Raw genomic sequence first — 21,702 nt, 5'->3', positions numbered from 1 at the left:
CAGTAAAAATAAGTCGATAGAATTACATAACTAATAGATTTTTAATCAAGTTTACACTTTTAGTTAACAGTAAAGGGTGAATCATTTTTACGCTTTCGCGAAAGCGAATCATCAAAAACACTCTTTTCATCGTATTTTCACACCTTTAATCTACTAATTTTTTTAACAATTAATATTTTTGAATTCCTTTCACCATAAATCGTAATTTTAAAAACAAATCAAATTAATAAACAATGGCTTCAATTTTAGATCTTTTACAATCTGACCTAGGTCAGACTTTGATACAAGGCGCATCTCAAAAAACAGGACAACCAGCAGATAAAACTGCCAATGTACTTTCACAGGCTATGCCTTTAATACTGGGCGCAATGCAACGTAATGCAAGTACTCCTGAAGGGGCAGCTGCTTTAAATAATGCGCTAGAAAATCCTAAACATAGCTCTGGCAGTGTTCTCGATATGCTAGGAGGAATTTTTGGTGATGGTCCAGGTTCTCCAGAGGAGTTAGAGAACGACGGTGCTGGTATATTGGGACATGTTCTAGGTGCTAAACAACCTAGAATTGAAACTGCATTATCACAATCTAGTGGGATGGACATGCAGTCGGTAAGTAAAATTATAAAAATTGCAGCTCCTATTTTAATGGGTATGCTAGGTAAGCAAAAACAGACTTCTCAAACGCAATCGAATGGTATAGGTGATTTACTGGGATCTGTTTTGGGACAATCTGGATCACATGATCAATCATTTATTGAAACTTTATTAGACAGTGATGGCGATGGAAGCATTGTTGACGATGTAGCCGGAATGGTGCTAGGTGGCAATAAGAAAAAAGGTGGTCTAGGTGGACTTCTAGGTGGACTATTTGGAAAATAAATCCCTAACTATTTTCTCATAATCAAGCCCTACTTCTATAAGTAGGGCTTTTTTACTCAATAAAATGCAGTCTTTACTAAATGGTACTTTAATAGCTATATAGTTTCTATCATTTTTGTTTAAAATTATTACCATGAAAAATATTATAACAACACTAGGACTAATAGCAATTCTTATCTCTTGTAGTGCTTTAAAAGAATCAAATCAAGTAAAGAATAATAAAAATGTAATTACTAACGATACCATACGTATTGCCAATGATAGCCTGGACTATGAAATAATAATTATTGAACCAGGGTTTTATGGATGGCTGGGTACACAACCTCAAAGAGGATATTACACCCAATCCTCAATGGAAATTACTAATCAATTCAAAGTAAGGGAATATAATTTAAGAGTTCTTAATCCGACAAGATTTGATCCTAACCTGTACGTATGGAGAATCGACTATGAAAGTAAAATTGATTATGGGTATGAAGTAAATTGGTTGCTATATAACTACTTCCTATTCTTTGAAAAAAAGTATAATCAAAAATTGATGTAAGCCTTACCTTTGCTCCCATGAATAGGATAAAAAGCAATTGGGATATCGAGAAAAATTGGCAACTTATTTATATCGTATTAGGTGTAGTTGGATTACTATTTAGTGGATACTTTGTAGCTATAAATTTGATACCAAATATATTTGAAGATGCTATTTATGAATTTGTATTTGTCTGTTGTGTTACCTTAATACTTGCTTATTTGTTTTACAGGTTGTGCTTGTACTTTTTTGGTAGATTGTATGACAAATGGGGTATAACAAAAAAATACCGCATGGTAGCGATATTCATTGTTTTTGCAATAACAGGATCCTTATCTGCAAGACTTTCAAGTCCATTATTGCATTATATTGGGCTAGATCAATTATCCAAATGGATATACTGGCCTGCCAGACTGCTCATCATTTTTCCTATTTACCAAATATTATTAGTAGCCATGGGATGGCTTTTTGGTCAATTTGAATTTTTCTGGTGGTTTGAAAAGAAAATGCTTAGCAGGTTCGGTATAAAACTTTAATTACCTAATTCAACGAGATTTTCAAAGTACTGATATAATTGTCCTTTGGTTATCACTGCTCCAGATTCAATAATTTTGAATTTATCCTCATTTGGAAATTCTCCGTAAGCTTTTGTAGCAGTGAATAGTTTAACTGATTCATCCAGTAAATTATCTTGCAACCATTTATACCCTTCGGTAGTGGTAATGTCAATTTCTTTATTATCTATAATGATAGATATAAGACTCATTTCCTTTTCGCCTGTGTGAAAAAGATTCATTGATTGGGCCGATATGTGTTCTAGGTATTCTGCTTTATTTAATACACCTTCCCAAACTAGATCAGAAAATACATCAATCTCTTGTTCTGCAACATGAGGCTGGGTATTTTTTATATCATCCCATTCTTTTTTATCAATGGACTGAGCAGCAAGAAAATTAATAAATTCCTCGTGCATTTCTTCCAACTGTTCTTTTGTGAGTCTACGGTATTTCATAAAAAGACTTATTAAAAAAGCCGTTTCAATAAATTGAAACGGCTTTTATGTTATTAATTTGAAAGATTACTTTGCCTCAACCACGTTAAAACTAAAGTTAGACTGTACTTCTCTGTGGAAACGTACAGTTGCCTCGTATGGGCCTAATCTTTTGATACTACCACCTGCAATAGAGATGAATTTTTTATCGATTTCTATACCTTCTTTAGCAAGATAGTCTGAAACATCTGCAGTAGTTACAGAACCGAATAATTTATCACCATCACCAGTTTTAGCTGGGATACTCAATTCAAGAGCGTTTAATTTATCAGCTTGTGATTGTGCGTTCTTGATATTGTTTGCTTCTTTATGAGCTCTTTGTTTAAGAGTTTCTGCTAATTGCTTCTTTGCACTAGCTGTAGCCATTACCGCAAGTCCATTTGGGATAAGGTAATTGCGACCATAACCAGGCTTAACAGTCACTACGTCATCTGTAAAACCTAAATGTTCTACGTCTTTCTTTAATATAAGTTCCATATTGTTAAACTGATTAATTATTTAAGTAAATCTCCTACGTAAGGCATTAATGCAAGGTGACGAGCTCTTTTTACTGCAACTGCCACTTTACGCTGATACTTTAAAGAAGTTCCTGTAAGACGTCTAGGTAATAACTTACCTTGTTCGTTTACAAATGAAAGTAAAAAATCAGCATCTTTATAATCTATGTATTTAATACCGCTACGCTTAAAACGACAGTATTTTTTTCTAGATTGAGTTTCTATATTAAGAGGAGACAAGTAACGGATGTCACCATCTTTTTTACCTTTAGCTTGTTGTTGTAATGTTGCCATGATTAAGCTTTTTGTTTTTTAGACATTCTACTTCTTCTTTTCTCTGCCCACTCGATAGCATACTTATCAAGTTTTACAGTAAGATAACGCATAACGCGCTCATCACGACGGAATTCAACTTCAAAATCGTTGATTACCTCACCTTCAACTTGGAATTCAAAAAGAGAATAAAATCCACTTTTCTTGTTTTGGATTGGGTAAGCTAACTTTTTTAGTCCCCAATCTTCTTTTGATACCATTTTTGCTCCACGGCTAGTAAGGAAATCTTCGTATTTCTTTACTGCTTCCTTTACCTGATCTTCAGATAAAACGGGATTCAAAATGAAAACAGTTTCGTATTGATTCATATTAATTGTATTTAAACGGCTGCAAAAGTACACTTTTAATAATATTTATACAACTTGTTTTTATTATTGCTTTAAAAAGTTAACAATTGATTATAATTATGTAAACGCTTGAAAATAAAAGTTTAAACAAAATTTTATTAACAATGTTATCATTAACAACTGATTAACAATGATTTAGAAGTCAAGTTTTTAAGATGCAATTCGTTTAAATATCAAATTTATTCGATAAAATGTACTTTTTTTTTGCATTTCATCAGAAAAGTGTGTAGAATTGTCCAAGAAATCAAAAGTAATAAGTATGAGTAATGCAGTGCTTAATTGTTTTGTTGTGGATGATTCAAGTATCCAACGACTTTCAATCGTCAAATTAATAGAAGGTCACCCTAACCTTAGATTAGTAGGTGAGTTTAGTAATGCAGTCGAGACTAAATCTGCTCTAGAGAATCAATCCGTTGATCTCATATTCTTAGACATCGAAATGCCTATACTTACAGGATTTGATTTATTAGATGATATCGCAGAAAAGCCGGGAATTATTTTTGTAACTGGTCAAACTAAGTATGCCTTTAAAGCATTTGATTATGCAGCAATCGATTACTTACAGAAACCAATAAAAAAGGATAGGTTTTTATATGCTGTAGAACGCGCACTACTTGCGCACAAGGTGAAAAACGAAATGATTGAAGATCGTGGAGAATTCATCTTTGTAAAAAGCAATCTTAAAAAACGTAAAGTGTATCTTAAAGAGCTACGATACATACAAGCTCTTGGAGATTACGTAAAGTTGATTACAGAGGAAGATAACCTTGTGGTACTCTCAACCATGAAGTCTTTTGAAAACCTTCTTCCAGAAGAAGATTTTATGAGAATTCACAAGTCTTACATTATAAATCTTAGAAAAGTAGAAAAGTTCAATTCCAAAGCGGTTGAATTAGGAACCGATGTGTTACCTCTTTCCCGCAACAGGAAATCAGAATTAGTTGAGGCGTTGTCTCAATTTTAAATAGTAGGTTCAATTAGGATAAAGAAGCATCTCATTTGAGGTGCTTTTTTAGTTTACGCTTTCGCGAAAGCGTAACAGAACTCCATTTTTTTAATATGGGTCTACATCTATTACACACCTCACTGATCTATATGGAGCTATAGATTCAAAACTGGATTTGACTTTATTGATATGATTTTTAATAGAAGCAATACTGTGTTTTTTATCGGCCTTGAGAAAAATATTCATCAAATATTGATTTCTTATCCTGGCAACAGCAGGAAATTCTGGACCTAACAATTGACCTACACTTTCTAAAGTTTGCAGACCTTTGTAAAACCAATTGGCAGCCTCTTGCACTCTAGTAATATCTTTGGCTTTAAAAGTTATTTTTATCATACGATAGTACGGCGGATATTTAAACTGATACCTATCCTCTACTTGTTGTTTGTACATTGTATGATAATCATAAACACTTACTTGTTGTAAAATTTGATGATCTGGTGAATAGCTTTGAATTAATACTTTACCTCGCTTATTAGTGCGACCACTGCGTCCTGCTACTTGAGTGAGTAATTGAAAACAACGTTCATGCGATCTAAAGTCAGGGAAATTAAGCATACTATCTGCATTAAGAACACCAACTAGCGCTACATTTCTAAAATCCAATCCCTTAGTGAGCATTTGTGTTCCTACTAGACAGTCAACCTCTTGATTTTCTACTTGATTTATTATGGTTTGATAACTGTTTTTTCCTCGAGTAGTATCTAGATCCATTCTTAAGATACTATGATTAGGAAACAATTCTTTAAATTCTTGTTCAACTTGTTCTGTGCCTAATCCTTTTGTTGATAAATCATTGCTCGTACATGAGGCACATTGAGTAGGCGCTGCAGTATGAAATCCACAGTAATGACACCTTAACTGTCCTTTATATTTATGATACGTAAGAGAAACATCGCACCTAGGGCATTGAGGAGAATGCCCACATGTATTGCATTCCATAAAGGGTGAATATCCTCTCCTATTTTGAAATAAAATTACTTGCTCTTGATTTTCAAAGCACTCTTGAATGGCCGCTATCAAGGTGTCTGAAAAATGTCCTTTCATTTTCTTTTTACGGTGTTTCTGTTTAAGATCCACCATATTGATCTCTGGCATTAAAACATTATTAAACCTTCTTTTTAACTGGGCTAAATGATATTTTGAGCTTTTTACATTATAATAACTTTCTAATGATGGTGTAGCGCTTCCTAATAGGATTCTAGAATTAAAAAGTTGACCCAGAACGATTGCAGTATCTCGCGCATTATATCTAGGTGCAGGATCAAATTGTTTAAAACTTGATTCATGTTCTTCATCTACTATGATCAGGCTTAATTTAGAAAATGGTAGTAATACAGCACTACGTGCACCTATTATCACGTAGGGTTCTTTTGAAGCTAGAATATGATTCCAGGTTTCTAGTCTCTCGTTAGTAGTATACCTAGAATGATAAACGAGTACTTTGTGTTTAAAGTAATTTTGTAATCTAGAAATTAATTGAGTGGTTAAAGCGATTTCAGGTAGCAAATAAAGAACTTGATTTCCTTTTTCTAATTCTTCAAGTATTAAGCGTACATAAACTTCGGTCTTACCACTTGAAGTTACACCGTGTAATAAAACGGGTTTAGAATTCTCAAATCCTAACTTAATATTATCTATAGCTTTTTGTTGATCTGTGTTTAAAGTTTTTAGTTCACTACCCTTTTCTTTATTTGACTTAACTCTATCAATTCTAAATGCTTCTTGTACAAGAATTTCTTTATCCAATAAGGCTTTGATGGTATTACTAGATGATTGTGAGCGTTCTATTAAAACACTTCTTTTTATAAAGTCACCATATTTAGCCCTAAGGGTAAACAAGGCTAGTATAACATCTTTTTGCTTTGGAGCTCTTTCTAGAGTATTTAAAAGGGTTCTTAAATCATTATCATTAGCATAATTTTCGTGAAGTCGTACAAAATTTTCGGTCTTAGGCTTATATCTTTCTCTTACTTCCTCCTTTAAGGTTAGAATATCCTTTGCGATCAAATTATTGATGATAGGCATCACAGTTTTACGTTCTGTAATACTCATAATATCTTCTATTTTAAGAACTGCCTTGTTCTCTAAGGCCTCAACGATTAAAAACTCATTATCAGTAAGATCTTCTTGAGAATAGATAGAATCCTCCTTTAAGACCAAGGTGGTTTCAGATTCAAGCAGAAAGGATTTGGGTAATGCTGCTTTCATTACTTGCCCCATGCTACACATGTAATACTGGGAAATCCATTTCCATAATTTTAATTGTTCAATCGTAATGATAGGTTCTTCATCTAAGAAAAACTCAATAGATTTCACCTCATATTCCGTTGGGACATCATCAGTATAACCAACAACGATACCGGTTTGTATTTTATTCTTCCCAAAAGGTACTGCCACTCGTATTCCAATTTGGGCTAAATGAAAGGCATCAGAGCTCACCTCATAGGTAAAAATGCGACTTAATGGAAGAGGCAATAGAACCAGTATATATTGTTTCATACAAGATGTAAAGATAAAATTCTTACAGTTAACCTGAGTAAAAAAGAAGCTGTTGACAAACAATGGAAAACAACCTTAAAGCTTTTAAGTATTCATTTAGATTATCGTCTAATTTTAAACAAAACTACACTTATGAAAACAAGAGACGCATATTTGGTTGCTCTAAGACCAGAAATACCCAATGCAAAAATTACGGAAGGAATGAGTGCAGATGAGTATTTTCAAAACAAAACATTACGACCAATTTCTAAACTACAACATGACTTATTGATACTTGTTTTTAAAAATTATGTCAAAAAACATAAAAACGTGTTCTATGGGCTTGATGTACCTAAACGTATTGATTATATTGAAAATGCGGTAAATAAAGATCAAAAATTTAGAAACTCATTAAAAGGTATCATAATAGGTCAATTTACAACCGAAGAATATAAAACCTACATCACAAATAGTAGTGCTTTAAATAAAAGAATGATGAATATAGTTAGAGAACGATTGATCAATAGTCTTCAGGAGTTCTCAAATTCTGAGGTCTCACTGTAAGATATGCACCATAAAAAAAAGCTGACTATCAAAGTCAGCTTTTTTTATTTCTAAAAGATGGGTAACCATTATTCTATAACTAGCTTTTGAGAAGTAATAGATGAACCATTACTTACTCTAACAATATAAATACCGCTATTTAAATTAGATATATCGATAGTTTCATCTAGTGAACCATTTACGTTGTAGTTTTTACTAAAAACTCTTTGACCTAGCATATCATACATGTCTACAACAGCTTTTTTACTGTCATTTAATGAAGAGGCTAATATAGTTATAGATGATGTTGCAGGATTTGGGTAGATTTGGAATTCTGTTCCTACTACTTGAGATGAAGATAAAGTACCTGTATCGGCTCCGGTAATAACCATTGAAAAATCCAACCCATTAGTAGGTAAGTTATTTTTATGATTTACGGTTATCGTATAAGTCCCATTAGGTACATCTATTTCAACTATTTCAACATTATCAACGTTGTTTATTCCTTTAGTGGCTGCAGCAAAAGGAATAGAAGGATCTAATTTCCAAGGAAAGAAATCATTACCATTACTATCAGTCAACTTTATATCTAAATCGTAAACAAGAGCTGGCGTCGAGTCATCTTCTGGACCGTTATTTTCAGTACCTGCTGCGTCTGTCCATGAAATAGCTACTTTTAAAGGACCATTGTTTGAAGTTACAGAAGAGGTATAAGTTCCTCCATTTGCTAAATTCAACTCTTTGATATCAGAATCTCCATTAGCATTAAGAATAGCATACGCCGCATTTTCAACACTCATATGTCCCCAACCGAATCTATAATCTGGACCAGGATCATTACCCGCCTCTAAAGCTGTATTCAGAACTAAAGCCTTAACAGTTGCCGACTTCATAAAAGAAGTGTTTTGCTGATTGTACAATTGCTGTAATAGAAGAATACCACCAGTTACCATAGGCGCAGACATTGAGGTACCTTGTCTAACTCCGTAGCTCGTGTCGCTGTTAGCCGTTGTGCTATTTACACTAACCCCTTTGGCTACGATGTCTGGTTTAATTCGACCATCATCAGCAGGACCCCACGTGCTAAAATTACTCATTTGGACAGAACTAGGACCGTTATATGTTACAATTGTATTGACAGCTCCTACCGTCAAAACGTTTTTAGCTAGTGATCTATCTGTCAACAAATCATAACCGTTGTCATTAAAATTTAGTCCACTATTCCTATCATTACCAGCGCTTACTACCGGTAAATAATATTCATTGAGAAAACATAACAAATCAAAGGATCTAGCAAAATTGTCATATTTACCATAAACCGAGATTGGTGTAGAAGATGAAGAATCTAAACCATAGCTATGATTAGAAACTAGCATTCCAGATAAAGCTTGTTGTAACATTTCATTTGTATCAGAATCAAATCGATAGGATACAATACTACCTTGCGGAGCAACTCCTCTCCTAGCTATACTATTATCACCAGAACTAATTATCGTTCCACCTACGTGTGTAGCATGATCGCTTAAAGATTTGTTAGGCTCCCCATATGTTACTCTATTAATAAGATCTACGTGTGTTTGGCGTGTATATCCGCCATCCCACACACCAGCTAACATTCCTTGACCTTCAATATTAAGCCCCAATGAACCTCCATTATACAGCTTTTCAGCACCCATCGCTCGAGCTCCAGTGAAATTCTCGGTAATCGTGTAAACTGGAATTCCTTCAACAACATCAGTTATCATCCTAACATTACCGTCTTCGGTAGTTTCTATTTGCTTTACATTATGATCAACAAGGTATTGCTCAACACGTTGTTGCGCTTGCTGCTCTTTTTGTAAAAGTTCTGTATACAATTGATTAATAGCTTGTTTATCATAATCTTTAGTAATTTGAGCACGCTGTTCTGGTGTTTGTGCTATCATTACTTGTGATATGCAAGCTACTAAAAGTAAAAAGGAGATTTTTTTCATTTGATTTTTGATATTTGTTGATAATTTAAGAAAACATAATTGGGTTATTAATTGTAACTTAGTTGCTTCTTATATTAAGTTCGCAATTTAATGTATAAATTACATTATTTTAAATAGTCCTTAATATTTATATAACAAAATAAGAGTAATCTTATCACGATTTAATCACAAATAAATATGAAATTCATTGTTTCTAGTTCCTATTTGCAAAAAAACCTTCAATTAATAGGCGGTGTTATAAACAATAATAATACACTACCCATATTAGATAATTTCCTGTTTGAGCTTTCTGGTAACACGTTAAAAGTATCAGCTAGTGATATGGAAACTACTATAATAACCAATTTAGAAGTAGAAAGTGGAGAAGATGGTAATACTGCACTTCCAGCTAAGCTTGTTTTAGACACTCTTAAAACCTTTCCTGAACAACCCTTAACCTTTCATGCAGAAGATCAAAAAATGACTATCAGCCATGACAAAGGAAAGTCTGAAATAGCCTGTGCTAGCGCTGATGAATTCCCTAAAGCTGTTTCATTAGAAGACCCTTCTAAAACAGTCGTTATGGGCGATACATTAGCCACTGCAATAAACAAAACATTATTTGCAACTGGAAACGATGATTTGAGACCTGTTATGAGTGGTGTGTTCTTTCAATTCAACAATGAAAGCTTGACATTTGTAGCTACTGATGCTCACAAACTTGTACGTTATAGAAGAGAAGATCTAAAAGCTGATCAAACAGCAGAATTTATTATGCCTAAGAAACCATTGAATCTTTTAAAGTCAATGTTAATGGGTAATGAATCTGAAGTGGATATTGAATACAACGACAGTAATGCACAATTTAGCTTTGAAAACACTACAGTCATTTGTCGATTAATAGATGGTAAATATCCAAATTACGAAGCTGTTATCCCTAAAGAAAACCCTAATCGTTTAACTATATCAAGAACTCAATTCTTGAACTCTGTAAGACGTGTAAGTATATTTTCCAACAAAACAACGCACCAAATTAGACTTAAAATGGCTGGTGCCGAACTTAATATAAGTGCCGAAGATCTCGATTTCTCAAATAAAGCCGATGAGCGCCTTACTTGTGATTACCAAGGCGATGATATGCAAATAGGATTCAATAGTAGATTTTTGATAGAAATGCTTAATAATCTAAACTGTGATGAAGTATCTCTCGAAATGAGCTTACCTAATCGAGCAGGTATTTTAACACCATTAGACGGACTGGATGACGGTGAGCAAGTAACCATGCTGGTTATGCCAGTAATGCTTAATCAATAGTAATCAAACATAAAAAAATCCCGCAGTTGCGGGATTTTTTATTTTAATAAGGTAATGTGATTAGGCATGTTGCTCTTCATGCTTACCTTCCATTACCTCTTCGACTAATTTGTCATTAAAAGCGTCAAGATCATCTGGAGTTCTACTGGTCGTGAATCCTTCATCTACTACAACCTCTTCATCTACCCAGTTTGCTCCTGCATTTTCTAAATCTTTGCGCAATGATGGATAGCTTGTCAATTTTCTTCCATTTACCACTCCTGCATCAATCAACGGTTGTACACCATGACAAATCGCACTTACTGGTTTCTTTTGTTCAAAAAATGTCTGAATAAATTTTAGAGCGTCTTCATTCATTCTTAACTGATCTGGATTTATAACACCACCAGGTAACATGAGTGAATGATAATCACTCGCATTTACTTCTGATAGAGTTTTGTCAACCTTATAACTCTCAGACCAATTACCATCTGCCCATGCTTTAATCTCTCCTGATTTAGGACTTACAATGTCTACTTGTACACCTGCATTTTCTAGCGCTTGTTTAGGACTAGTTAATTCTACTTCTTCAAAGCCATCTGTGGCCAAAATTGCAACTTTCTTCATTTTTTTTGTTTTTTTAGTTGTTACAAAGTTGACAATAGCACATGGTAATTCACACTAAGAGCCTGCTAAAATTGCTTTAGCAGACTCTTAAAATATATTGATTTACATTAATTTATGTTAATTACGCTTTCGCGAAAGCATAATAATTAAAATCTAATTATAAATCTTGAAAAACTTTGTGCAGTAAACGCTTTTTATCATTAATACTTTCCTCTAAACTTATCATAGTTTCAGTGCGACTCACTCCATCTATGTCATCTAGTTGAAATATGATACGTTTTGCATGGGTAGTATCTTTGGCTCTTATTTTACAGAAAATATTAAATTTTCCTGTAGTAATATGTGCTACGGTAACAAAAGGAATCTCCTTTATCCTACTCAACACAAATTGTGTAAGGCTCGTTTTTTCCAAATAAACTCCTATATAAGCGATAAAGGTGTAACCTAACTGATGGTAATCAACAGTTAAAGAAGAGCCCTTTATAATACCCGATTCTTCCATTTTCTTTACTCTTACATGTACGGTTCCAGCTGATATGTTTAATCTTTTCGCTATATCCGTAAATGGAGTTCTAGTGTTTTCAATTAAAACATCAAGGATTTGCTTGTCTATTTCGTCTATTTTAGCCATTTTATTAGTCTAACGTTATTCTTTTCAGGCAAAATTAATAGAAACAATACAAATATTCTTTCAAAATGGAGTTTTTGTTAAATAATTATCAAATTTTTAATACCTAAAACTTCAGATTTAACGATATTATTCTCGTCAATCTTCAAATCTTCAGGAAGTTGACCATCAACATCCATTATCCTATGTGCATTGCGCACCGTTTCTGGATTAATATCATTAACTCGCGGCAAGAGAATTAGTTGACCTTCTTCCAAAACCTCTTTATACATTATGGATGTAAATACTGTTTTATCGTCTTGTTCATAGCGTAATACAATATCACAAAAGGTTTTAGAAATTTGAGGGATAGATAAATATGATTCAACTAGTTGATTATCTGATTTATTTTCTTTTTCATACAGTGATTGTAAAGCTGTAAGTATGGCTTTCTTAATAATATTGGTTATTTCATCTCTATGATAATCTAATCCGGCATGTCCGGCCTCAAAAAGCACGGTAGGAATATTTCTTGACGTTAAATAATCACCAAAACAATTCTCATTAAAATCATCAGAATATCTGCAGATGGCAGTATTTAAATCTGGTTGTAGTTGAGAATAAATAGAATTAATAACTTTTACAGCTTTTAGCCTAGGTGTATTAAAAGACTTTTCATGATTCGAGGCAGGTGCCAAAAAAGATAATTGACATGGTTTACTGCCATCTTCAGTACCAAATATGGTGCGCTGCCCATGTAAATTAAAGGCCATGTCGGGTTTTATAAGCTCAAGTTGTTCAAAGAAAACCATGGTTTCTGGTTGATCCTTTAAAACAGCATTTCTATTTAAATCAACTTTATTGGCATTTTCTCTTGTCCAATTTTCAGCACCATCTGGATTCAAAATAGGAATAATATACAATTCTATTTTATCCAACAATGAATTAAAATCATCCTGATCTATCAAATCCAACAAGGCTCTAGTGGTTGTCGATTCATTACCGTGCATTTGAGACCACATAAAAACCTTAATGGAACCTGACCCAGCTTGAAGTAAATAAATAGGTTTTTTAAGTACAGAATATCCGATGGTTTTTAAAGAAAAGGGAGAAGATTCTTTACGCACAATACGATCGAGTTCTTGTTGGAACAATTCATATTTATAGTATCTAGTTAACAATGTATACAGCTTTTAAAGATTATATCAAAAGTAAGCATCAAACAGTTTACATAAGTAAAAACAGGCATCTTTACATTTGTAAACAATGCTATTACACAATTGTAAACAAGTAATATTTGATTATCTTTTACATTTGTAAACTAATAGACATTTTTAGATGTATAAATGCTTCTATTTTTCGTTACAATGATTTAAAATGCATCTATATTATTATTTACTAGTTATTTATACATATTTATATAAAGTTTTAATTCAATGTTTGACTTATGATTTTAATAAGATGTGATAATTAATTTCTTTTGTTTACATTTGTATAATCTAAATCTTCAACAAGATTGTTTACAATTGTAACAAATGAATGACCCGACAAGTATTGCTGAAAGAATTAAAGAGATTATTGAAAAAAATGATCTTACAGCTTCAACTTTTGCAGAGAAAATCAATGTAGGTCGTAGCAGTATCTCGCATATATTATCTGGAAGAAACAAACCTAGTTTGGATTTCATTCTAAACGTTATGAAAGAATTTCCCGATGTGGATTTATATTGGTTGATGAATGGACAGAAAGCCAAAGCTTCCAAAGAGATCAAATCAACCTCTGCTCCCATTATTAATAATTCTCTTTTTGATCAGGACGTAGTAAAAGAACAATCTGTTCCAAAGGATGAAGAAAAGAATGAAATAACTCCTTTACCATCTCCAGTCAATTCACAAAAATTAGGGAAAAATATACAAAAGGTAATTTTGCTTTTTTCTGATGGAAGTTTTGAGAGTTACGAACCCTAAGATTTTTTTAAGATAACTGGGTAGTATTTTTGAATTATGAAAAAACTCATTTATTACATTCCTCTTCTATTACTCTTTTCAGCTTGTTATGAAAACCAAGTAGACTGTGAATCATTTAAAGAAGGTACCTTCATTTGGGAACAAGAATCTGGTGGAAAAAAATTTAAAACTGAATTCACCAGAATCGGAAATTTGCAAATTGAAAAATTTGAAAATGAAATAGACAGTTCTCGCGTTGAATGGATAAATGATTGTGAATGGCGTATAATTCCTATTAATCCAGATTCAAACGCCGATTCTCGAGCTTATCTTTTTAAAATATTGAACACATCAAAAGATTCTTATACCTTTGAATTTAAACAATCTGGTCGTGAACAAGTATATTCAGGAACAGCTACTAAAATCAAATAAAACCCATTATGTTTGAAATCTTCCAATCTGCCGATGCCTGGATGGCATTATTAACCTTAACCTTTCTTGAAATAGTATTAGGAATTGATAATATCATTTTCATCTCACTAGCTTCTGAAAAACTACCAGACGACAAACGTAAAAAGGCAACCAATATTGGATTAATCCTTGCCATGGCATTACGTATCGTATTACTTTTTGGAATAAGTATTCTTATTTCATTACAAAGTAGCTGGTTTACCTTTGATTATGGCTGGATATCAGGAGCCGTTACAGGACAGTCTTTAATTTTATTTGCTGGTGGTGTTTTCCTTTTATATAAAGCCACACAAGAAATTTATGAAAAAGTAGAAGACATAGGACACGATCAACGTGAACTTAAAAAGAAAAGAACTGACACTTTAAGTAAAGTAATCTTCGAGATTACAATGATTAATATCGTTTTCTCATTTGATAGTATTCTGACCGCAGTAGGAATGACTAGTGGATTAAGTGACGATCCCGATGGGGCTTTAATTCTTATGATAATTGCCGTTGTGCTTTCAGTAATTATAATGCTTCTTTTTGCACATCCAGTAGGTAAATTTGTAAACAAGCATCCATCGGTTCAAGTGCTAGGTCTGGCATTTTTATTACTCATAGGATTTATGCTTATTGCAGAAGGTGCTCATATGGCCGATCTTGTCGTGTTTGGTAATGAGAGTGGAGTAATTCCTAAAGGATATTTATACTTTGCCATTTTCTTTTCCATGTTTGTTGAGTTTCTTAATTTCAAATTACGCAGTAAATCAATTAAGAAAAAGAAAACAACCGATCTTCTGGAAGACGATGAAGTGATTAAATAAGTAGTAAGAAATAAAAAACGGGCTCTAGGCCCGTTTTTTATTGTTTATTTTTTAGCAATTCGTTTTGCTCCTTCATCAAAAGTTTAAGATCATTAAGAAGTTCAATATTTTTAGGAGTTGATACTTGTTTTTCTTCAGGGTTGTGCGACTTGTTTCTCAGTTTATTCAACATCTTAATTACAAAAAACACAGTAATACCAATTACCAAAAAATCAATACACACTTCAAATAGTTCGCCGTAGTAGATAGCTATTTCACTAGTTTCCTTGCCAGCTCCGTTAGTAGCTGCAGCTTTTAACACATATTTTTTGTCCTCGAAATTCAACCCATCAGTCAAATAAGCTAGTGGTGGCAATGCAACCTTTTTAACTAGGGTTTGAACTACATTATTAAAGGCAGTTCCTATTATAATTCCCACGGCCATATCGACCATGTTGCCTTTAATGGCAAACTCTTTAAATTCATCAATTATTTTCATCGGCTAGTAGGGTGCTATATTGTTTTTTTAATTTTCTTATTTTGGGATCTATTATGACTTGACAGTAACCTTGTTCCCTATTGTTTTTATAATAATCCTGGTGATAATCCTCAGCTGGATAAAAATCGGTTGCCGGTTCAACTTTTGTCACTATGGGATCTGGGTAAGTTCCATCATTATTTAATTGTTCTATATAGTTTTCGGCGATTTGTTTTTGATTCTCATCCAGGTAAAATACGGCGCTCCTGTAATGTTCACCTACATCATAACCTTGTCTGTTTAATGTTGTAGGATCATGAGTTGCCATGTGTATTTTCAATAACGTTAAGTAATCAATTGTATCTGGGTCATAGCTTACAAGTATAGATTCTGCATGGCCTGTGCGACCTTGAACTACTTCCCTATACGGTGGATTTTTTATATGACCACCACAAAATCCAGATACCACCTTCTCTACTCCTTTTAATTTTTGGAATACCGCTTCAGTACACCAAAAACAACCACCTGCAAAAATCGCTTCCTCCATTTTTTTTACAGCAAGTTACTCACAATCCTTATATATGGCTGCATATTAACAAGTCTTTAAAATAATTAATGGATTCTGCGACTAGTTTTGCGATTAGACATGAAAAAATACCTCTTTTATACTATTATAATAGTTTTTGTAAGTTCCGCTTTCGCGAAAGCGTACTCACAAGAAACCCTAGATACATTAAAAATTCCTCGTAAAAAGTACCGAGCAACACGTATATATGATGCTCCTAAAATTGACGGTAAACCTTTTGAAAAACAATGGGAAGGCGTGACTACCGGAGCTAATTTTGTTATGGTGGAACCTGTAAATCTACAGCCTGAAAGACAAAATTATCGTACCGAATTTAAAATTGCCTATGACGATGAAGCGGTTTATGTGGCTGGTTTTATGTATGACGAGAATCCTGAGGAAATATTGAGACAATTCTCCCAGAGAGATCAAATAAATGTTCAGGCAGACTTATTTTCTATTTGGATAAATACTTACAATAACGGTATTGATCAAACTAGATTTTATGCGACCAGTGCCAATGCGCTAGGTGATGCTAGATCGACAAATGGTGGAGAAGATTTTAGCTTTAATGTTGTTTTTTTAAGTGAAACCAGTATTGACGATAATGGCTGGTATGTTGAAATGAAAATACCTTACCGCACCTTAAGGTTTCCTGAAGTAAATGTTCAAGATTGGAGTTTCAATATTTTTAGAAGAATTAGGCATTTGAATGAGGACTACAGTTACAATCCTATTAATATTACTGAAGGAAACGTAAATCAATATGACGCATTACTTACTGGTATTGAAGACATTGATCCACCATTACGATTAAACTTATACCCTTTTGTAAGTACCCAAACCGACTGGAACAAGCTACAGTCAGAAACTGTCTTCAACGCTGGTATGGATATAAAGTATGGAATTAATGATGCTTTTACCCTAGATGCTACATTAATACCTGACTTTGGCCAGGCTGCATTTGATAGAGTAGTTTTGAATTTAGGACCGTTTGAACAAGTTTTTGGAGAAAACAGACAATTTTTTATTGAAGGAACAGAACTCTTTAGAAAAGGAGATATTTTCTTTTCACGTCGTATAGGACAACGTCCTACGCAAAGAGGTAATTTGGGACTTGAACAAGATGAAACAGTAGTAGAAAATCCAAGATCTGCCGATCTATTAAATGCAATAAAAGTTTCTGGTCGAACTTCCAAAGGACTAGGTATAGGTGTACTTAATGCTATTACAGGACCAACTGATGCTATTATTGAAGATTCTAATACAGGTGATATAAGAGAAGTAAGAACTGAACCTCTTGTGAATTACAATGTACTGGTTCTTGATCAAACCTATGGAAATAATAGCGCAGTTTCACTTACTAATGCATCTACCTTGCGAGATGGTAGTTTTACTGATGCTAATGCCACAGCTATTGAAGTAACTCATAACAATAATCAAAATACAGTACGTTATTTTGGTCGTGCACGCATGACCAATCGTTTTTTAAGCGATGACACATCTACTGGATTTTCAACCAGCGCAGTAGTTCAAAAAATTACAGGAAACTGGAGACCTAGAATTGAACATTATTTTGCCGATACTACATTTGATCCAAATGACCTCGGACAACAATTTAGAAACAACTATAATAATTTCTCATTTGAGTTAGAATATAATAGATTCTTACCTCAAGGTATTTTTAATAATTGGAATATTGAACTAGACATAGATCACAATAGAGCCTATAACCCTGGAATTCATACAGGTAGTAGATTTAATATCAATCCATTTTTCTTTACTAAAGAGCGTTTTGCATTTGGTGCAAATTTCACCTACGCTACAGAAAGTAAGGATCTTTTTGAAAGCAGAATTGATGGATTGTTTACCAACTATCCAGCTCGTTTTTTTATGGGTGGTTTTATTTCTAGCGATTATCGTAAAAAGCTGGCAATTGATGCTAATGCAGGAATTAATGAACGTTTGAATGACGAGCAGCTTAGTTACGATTTTTCTATTTCTCCTCGTTATAGATTTTCTGATAAATTTTTACTGGTTTATAGGATAAATTGGTTTAAAAATGATGGCCGTTTAAGTTACGTTACCCTTTTAAATGATGGTAACGGTACACGCAGTATTTTTAGTAGACGTTATGACCACAGTGTAGAAAATACGCTTACCGGTAATTTAAATCTTAGCAATCGATTGGCATTAAATCTAACATTTAGAAACTTTTGGCAACGATCAGATTTTGCCGAGGATTTACAAGAACTGCAGGCAAGTGGCGATACCGCACCTTCAACCTTTAGACTAGACGAGGAAGACAATCCAGATAGAGACTTTAATGTTTGGAATTTAGATTTAAGTTTCAGATACAGGTTTGCTCCAGGTAGTGAAGTAAGTGTTTTATACCGTAATAGGCTTAATAATGTTGAACAACAAGCACAATTAGGATTCAATGACAGCTTTGACAATTTATTAAAAGAAGATTTTAATCACACCATATCAGTTAGGCTATCTTATTTCCTTGACTTCAATAAAGCGCTACAAGTGATCAACAAAAATGCTTAAAGCGTTACATTTGTTGTACTATGATTGAAGCAAGAAATATTCAAAAAACTTTTGGAGACCTAAAAGTACTCAAAGGTGTTGATCTTACTATAGAAAAAGGTGAAATTGTAAGTGTTGTAGGTAGTTCTGGAGCTGGTAAAACCACATTACTACATATATTAGGAACGCTAGAGCAACCTGATAAAAATAAGAACACCTCTTTACATATAAATGGCACCGATATTCTAAAACTATCTAGCAATCAATTGAGTAAATTTAGAAATGAGCAATTAGGATTTATATTTCAATTTCATCAATTGTTACCCGAATTTACTGCTATCGAAAATGTATGTATTCCAGCATTTATCAAAAAAACAAGTAAAAAAACAGCCGAGAAAAGAGCTCAAGAATTATTGGAATACTTACAATTAGGTGATCGACTACATCATAAACCTGGTGAATTATCTGGTGGAGAACAGCAACGTGTAGCGGTTGCTCGTGCATTGATGAATAGTCCCGAAGTCATTTTTGCCGATGAGCCCACAGGAAATTTAGATACATCAACTGCTGATAATCTACATCAATTAATTTTAAGTTTACGAGAAGAATTTCAACAAACCTTTGTAATCGTAACACATAATCAGGAGCTCGCAGATCTGGCTGACAGAAAGTTAACCATGAGCGATGGACGTTTTTTAAATGAATAAAAAAGAGCTTAAAGAATTCTTAGATAAAAAAGTAGAACAATATAATGTTCCTGACTTTATACCTCTTGATCCTATTAAAATACCCCATCAATTCTCTGATAAAAAAGACATTGAGATCGCAGGATTTTTAACTGCTACTATTGCCTGGGGAAATCGCAAGTCTATTTTAAACAACGCAAATAAAATGATGCAACTGCTCGATAATTCTCCGGCAGATTTCATTAAAAACTTTGAAGAAGCAGATTTAAAATCGATTACAAACTTTGTTCATAGAACCTTTAACAGTGAAGATTTGAAGACTTTCTTGAGAGCCTTGCAACGTTTTGAGAATGAATACGGTGGTTTGGAGTTCGCTTTCGCGAAAGCGTTAAAATCTTCCACCAACCTTCTAGAAGCTATTTCCTTGTTTAAACATGATTTTTTTCAAATTGAACATTTAAATCGAACACAAAAACACGTGAGCGACCCTATGAAAGGCAGTGCAGCCAAAAGAATTTTAATGTTTTTACGCTGGATGGTAAGAAAAGATAACGCTGGTGTGGATTTAGGAATTTGGAACGAGATACGAGCGCGAGACCTATATTTACCATTAGACGTTCATACTGGGAATATAAGTAGGCAACTTAACTTGTTAACTCGTAAACAAAACGATGCTAAATCGGTGATTGAAATCACAAATGCGTTGAGAAAATTTGACCCAACAGATCCTATAAAATACGATTTTGCGCTATTTGGATTAGGAGTGTTTAAAGAATTGTAATTTTATTACAATAAGAACAAACAAAATATTTGGTTATCTTTTCTTGTTAATAGAAAACTAATGAAACTTATTGTTGTACCTTTACTTAGTTTTTTTAAACAAATAACCTGATGGCACTAGCACCACTACACACCGACGAGAAAGCAAGAATAGAGGTGCTTAAATCGTATCACATCGATCCTAGCAAGCAAAAGGATCTTGATGAACTTACAGAATTAGCTTGTAAACTGACCGATGTTCCTAAAAGTTTGATAAGCATTGTTGACAAAGACGAAGTTTGGTTTAAATCACAACATGGCTTACAACTTAATTCTTCTCCTAGAGAGCTGAGCTTTTGTTCTCATGCAATCAATTCTAATCAAGAAGTATTTCTTATAGAAGACACAAGAAAAGAGCCAGAATTTGCAGATCATCCATTTGTAAAAGCGGCAGATCCTCTCATTTTTTATGCTGGAGTACCGTTAAGAGATGAAAACGGTTTGCCATTTGGAACTATTTGTGTTTTAGATAATGTTCCTCATAAATTTAGCGATGAGCAACGTAAAAACTTACTAATGGTTGCTGATCTTGCTCAAAGACAATTTGAATTAAAACGAGCTAATTTAAAATTAAAAGAAAAAGCAAGACAATTACAGGAAAATAATAAAATGCTTGAAAATTTTGCACACACTGTATCGCATGATTTAAAAATGCCTTTGGCTAATATAATCATGACTAGTGATATGCTTAAAGCTTCATTGAATGGCAAGTTGAATGATAAGGATTCTCAATACCTTTCTGGAATGAAGGAGGCTGCTTTTTCAATGAGTGATTACATTGAAAATATATTAAATCACTATGAAAGTGAGCAGTTGATTATCAATACTCAAGACGAGATTGATATTTATAGCTTGCTTGAGGATATAGAGGATATGATCGGGCAACGAGAGGATTTTAACTTTAAAATGCCTGAGAAAAATTTGCAGTTAAAGTGTGATAGTTCGGCCCTACGACAAATTCTACTCAATTTGATAGGAAATAGTATCAAGTATAATGATAAGGACCTTATTGAAGTTAAAATTGAAACTAAAGAGACTCCAAAATTTTATTGGATAAGTGTAGAAGATAATGGCGTGGGAATACCTGACGACAAAAAAGATAAAATATTTGAGTTATTTACTACACTAAACACTGCCGATAGAGCAGGTAAAAAAGGTCATGGTATAGGACTTTCTACTGTAAAAATTTTAGTAGATAAAATGGGTGGTGTTATTAAATGTAGATCAAAAGTCAATGAAGGAACTACATTTACCTTTTCGATAAAAAAATAAAGTAATATAGAAC

Annotated in this window: 24 protein-coding genes; 13 read left to right on the top strand and 11 right to left on the bottom strand. The window is 33.4% G+C overall.

The features are described 5' to 3' along the window. Positions 1 to 233 precede the first annotated feature (233 nt). From AAT17_RS12955 to AAT17_RS12945, 3 genes are all read left to right on the top strand, one after another. Positions 234 to 875: a DUF937 domain-containing protein gene (locus AAT17_RS12955; protein WP_060522373.1), complete on the top strand. Its 642-nt coding sequence runs from the start codon at positions 234 to 236 to the stop codon at positions 873 to 875. 133 nt (positions 876 to 1,008) lie between these two features. Further along, positions 1,009 to 1,419 carry a DUF6146 family protein gene (locus tag AAT17_RS12950; RefSeq protein WP_060524887.1) on the top strand — a complete coding sequence of 137 codons (411 nt, stop codon included), beginning with the start codon at positions 1,009 to 1,011 and terminating at the stop codon, positions 1,417 to 1,419. Between the two features lie 17 nt (positions 1,420 to 1,436). Next, positions 1,437 to 1,934 (top strand): DUF6787 family protein, encoded by a 498-nt coding sequence (locus AAT17_RS12945; protein ID WP_060522372.1) that lies wholly within the window; start codon positions 1,437 to 1,439, stop codon positions 1,932 to 1,934. Here the strand turns inward: AAT17_RS12945 and AAT17_RS12940 are convergent. From AAT17_RS12940 to rpsF, 4 genes are all read right to left on the bottom strand, one after another. Then, positions 1,931 to 2,410, bottom strand: a complete 480-nt coding sequence (locus AAT17_RS12940) for a DUF6495 family protein (RefSeq protein WP_060524885.1) — start codon at positions 2,408 to 2,410, stop codon at positions 1,931 to 1,933. The genes AAT17_RS12945 and AAT17_RS12940 overlap by 4 nt on opposite strands. A gap of 66 nt (positions 2,411 to 2,476) precedes the next feature. Further along, positions 2,477 to 2,926 (bottom strand): 50S ribosomal protein L9, encoded by a 450-nt coding sequence (gene rplI / locus AAT17_RS12935; protein WP_042279262.1) that lies wholly within the window; start codon positions 2,924 to 2,926, stop codon positions 2,477 to 2,479. Between the two features lie 17 nt (positions 2,927 to 2,943). Beyond that, the gene (rpsR, locus tag AAT17_RS12930) at positions 2,944 to 3,240 is read right to left on the bottom strand and encodes a 30S ribosomal protein S18 (protein ID WP_042279264.1); all 297 of its coding nucleotides are present in this window, start codon (positions 3,238 to 3,240) and stop codon (positions 2,944 to 2,946) included. A gap of 2 nt (positions 3,241 to 3,242) precedes the next feature. After that, positions 3,243 to 3,587 carry a 30S ribosomal protein S6 gene (gene rpsF, locus AAT17_RS12925; RefSeq protein ID WP_042279266.1) on the bottom strand — a complete coding sequence of 115 codons (345 nt, stop codon included), beginning with the start codon at positions 3,585 to 3,587 and terminating at the stop codon, positions 3,243 to 3,245. Between the two features lie 298 nt (positions 3,588 to 3,885). On the opposite strand from rpsF, the gene AAT17_RS12920 reads away from it, so the two are divergent. Next, positions 3,886 to 4,590 carry a LytTR family DNA-binding domain-containing protein gene (locus tag AAT17_RS12920; protein WP_042279474.1) on the top strand — a complete coding sequence of 235 codons (705 nt, stop codon included), beginning with the start codon at positions 3,886 to 3,888 and terminating at the stop codon, positions 4,588 to 4,590. A 90-nt stretch (positions 4,591 to 4,680) separates the two neighbouring features. Here the strand turns inward: AAT17_RS12920 and priA are convergent, their stop codons facing one another. Then, positions 4,681 to 7,134, bottom strand: coding sequence for a primosomal protein N' (priA, locus tag AAT17_RS12915; RefSeq protein WP_060524883.1), 2,454 nt, complete (start codon positions 7,132 to 7,134; stop codon positions 4,681 to 4,683). Between the two features lie 132 nt (positions 7,135 to 7,266). On the opposite strand from priA, the gene AAT17_RS12910 reads away from it, so the two are divergent. Continuing rightward, the gene (locus tag AAT17_RS12910; protein ID WP_042279269.1) at positions 7,267 to 7,677 is read left to right on the top strand and encodes a hypothetical protein; all 411 of its coding nucleotides are present in this window, start codon (positions 7,267 to 7,269) and stop codon (positions 7,675 to 7,677) included. 68 nt (positions 7,678 to 7,745) lie between these two features. Here the strand turns inward: AAT17_RS12910 and AAT17_RS12905 are convergent, their stop codons facing one another. Further along, complete coding sequence (locus AAT17_RS12905) at positions 7,746 to 9,629, bottom strand: S8 family serine peptidase (protein ID WP_082586984.1); 1,884 nt, start codon at positions 9,627 to 9,629, stop codon at positions 7,746 to 7,748. Between the two features lie 177 nt (positions 9,630 to 9,806). On the opposite strand from AAT17_RS12905, the gene dnaN reads away from it, so the two are divergent. Continuing rightward, positions 9,807 to 10,922: a DNA polymerase III subunit beta gene (dnaN, locus tag AAT17_RS12900; protein WP_060524879.1), complete on the top strand. Its 1,116-nt coding sequence runs from the start codon at positions 9,807 to 9,809 to the stop codon at positions 10,920 to 10,922. A gap of 60 nt (positions 10,923 to 10,982) precedes the next feature. On the opposite strand, the gene AAT17_RS12895 is transcribed toward dnaN, so the two are convergent. From AAT17_RS12895 to AAT17_RS12885, 3 genes are all read right to left on the bottom strand, one after another. Next, positions 10,983 to 11,528: a type 1 glutamine amidotransferase domain-containing protein gene (locus AAT17_RS12895; RefSeq protein WP_060524877.1), complete on the bottom strand. Its 546-nt coding sequence runs from the start codon at positions 11,526 to 11,528 to the stop codon at positions 10,983 to 10,985. A gap of 157 nt (positions 11,529 to 11,685) precedes the next feature. Further along, positions 11,686 to 12,159 carry an Lrp/AsnC family transcriptional regulator gene (locus AAT17_RS12890; RefSeq protein ID WP_042279275.1) on the bottom strand — a complete coding sequence of 158 codons (474 nt, stop codon included), beginning with the start codon at positions 12,157 to 12,159 and terminating at the stop codon, positions 11,686 to 11,688. Positions 12,160 to 12,236: 77 nt separating this feature from the next. After that, the gene (locus AAT17_RS12885) at positions 12,237 to 13,316 is read right to left on the bottom strand and encodes a M14 family zinc carboxypeptidase (protein WP_060524875.1); all 1,080 of its coding nucleotides are present in this window, start codon (positions 13,314 to 13,316) and stop codon (positions 12,237 to 12,239) included. 354 nt (positions 13,317 to 13,670) lie between these two features. On the opposite strand from AAT17_RS12885, the gene AAT17_RS12880 reads away from it, so the two are divergent. From AAT17_RS12880 to AAT17_RS12870, 3 genes are read left to right on the top strand one after another with little or no spacing between them, the layout of a single operon-like run. Next, entirely contained in the window at positions 13,671 to 14,102 is a 432-nt protein-coding gene (locus AAT17_RS12880) for a helix-turn-helix domain-containing protein (RefSeq protein ID WP_060524874.1), read from the top strand. A 36-nt stretch (positions 14,103 to 14,138) separates the two neighbouring features. Beyond that, entirely contained in the window at positions 14,139 to 14,513 is a 375-nt protein-coding gene (locus AAT17_RS12875; protein WP_042279279.1) for a hypothetical protein, read from the top strand. A gap of 8 nt (positions 14,514 to 14,521) precedes the next feature. After that, entirely contained in the window at positions 14,522 to 15,358 is an 837-nt protein-coding gene (locus AAT17_RS12870; RefSeq protein WP_042279281.1) for a TerC family protein, read from the top strand. A 37-nt stretch (positions 15,359 to 15,395) separates the two neighbouring features. Here the strand turns inward: AAT17_RS12870 and mscL are convergent, their stop codons facing one another. Together mscL and msrA are read right to left on the bottom strand one after the other, a co-directional pair. Further along, positions 15,396 to 15,836, bottom strand: a complete 441-nt coding sequence (gene mscL, locus AAT17_RS12865; RefSeq protein WP_060524872.1) for a large conductance mechanosensitive channel protein MscL — start codon at positions 15,834 to 15,836, stop codon at positions 15,396 to 15,398. Then, positions 15,823 to 16,362: a peptide-methionine (S)-S-oxide reductase MsrA gene (gene msrA / locus AAT17_RS12860; RefSeq protein ID WP_060524870.1), complete on the bottom strand. Its 540-nt coding sequence runs from the start codon at positions 16,360 to 16,362 to the stop codon at positions 15,823 to 15,825. Before msrA ends, mscL begins: the two co-directional genes overlap by 14 nt. A gap of 99 nt (positions 16,363 to 16,461) precedes the next feature. On the opposite strand from msrA, the gene AAT17_RS12855 reads away from it, so the two are divergent. The 4 genes from AAT17_RS12855 to AAT17_RS12840 all read left to right on the top strand — a co-directional run bounded on the left by AAT17_RS12855 (position 16,462) and on the right by AAT17_RS12840 (position 21,689). Further along, complete coding sequence (locus AAT17_RS12855) at positions 16,462 to 18,933, top strand: DUF5916 domain-containing protein (RefSeq protein ID WP_060524868.1); 2,472 nt, start codon at positions 16,462 to 16,464, stop codon at positions 18,931 to 18,933. Between the two features lie 20 nt (positions 18,934 to 18,953). Further along, a complete protein-coding gene (locus AAT17_RS12850) occupies positions 18,954 to 19,619 on the top strand; it encodes an ABC transporter ATP-binding protein (protein WP_042279292.1) in 666 nt (221 codons plus the stop codon). After that, positions 19,612 to 20,379, top strand: a complete 768-nt coding sequence (locus tag AAT17_RS12845; protein WP_060524866.1) for a TIGR02757 family protein — start codon at positions 19,612 to 19,614, stop codon at positions 20,377 to 20,379. The genes AAT17_RS12850 and AAT17_RS12845 overlap by 8 nt, the downstream gene beginning before the upstream one ends. A gap of 110 nt (positions 20,380 to 20,489) precedes the next feature. Then, positions 20,490 to 21,689 carry an ATP-binding protein gene (locus AAT17_RS12840; RefSeq protein WP_042279294.1) on the top strand — a complete coding sequence of 400 codons (1,200 nt, stop codon included), beginning with the start codon at positions 20,490 to 20,492 and terminating at the stop codon, positions 21,687 to 21,689. Positions 21,690 to 21,702 lie beyond the last annotated feature (13 nt).

Origin of the sequence: Nonlabens sp. MIC269 (genome assembly GCF_001430865.1) — a bacterium.
Taxonomy (GTDB): domain Bacteria; phylum Bacteroidota; class Bacteroidia; order Flavobacteriales; family Flavobacteriaceae; genus Nonlabens; species Nonlabens tegetincola.
The sequence above is the reverse complement of the archived record's forward strand: the minus strand, read 5'-3'. Positions and strand labels throughout refer to the sequence as shown.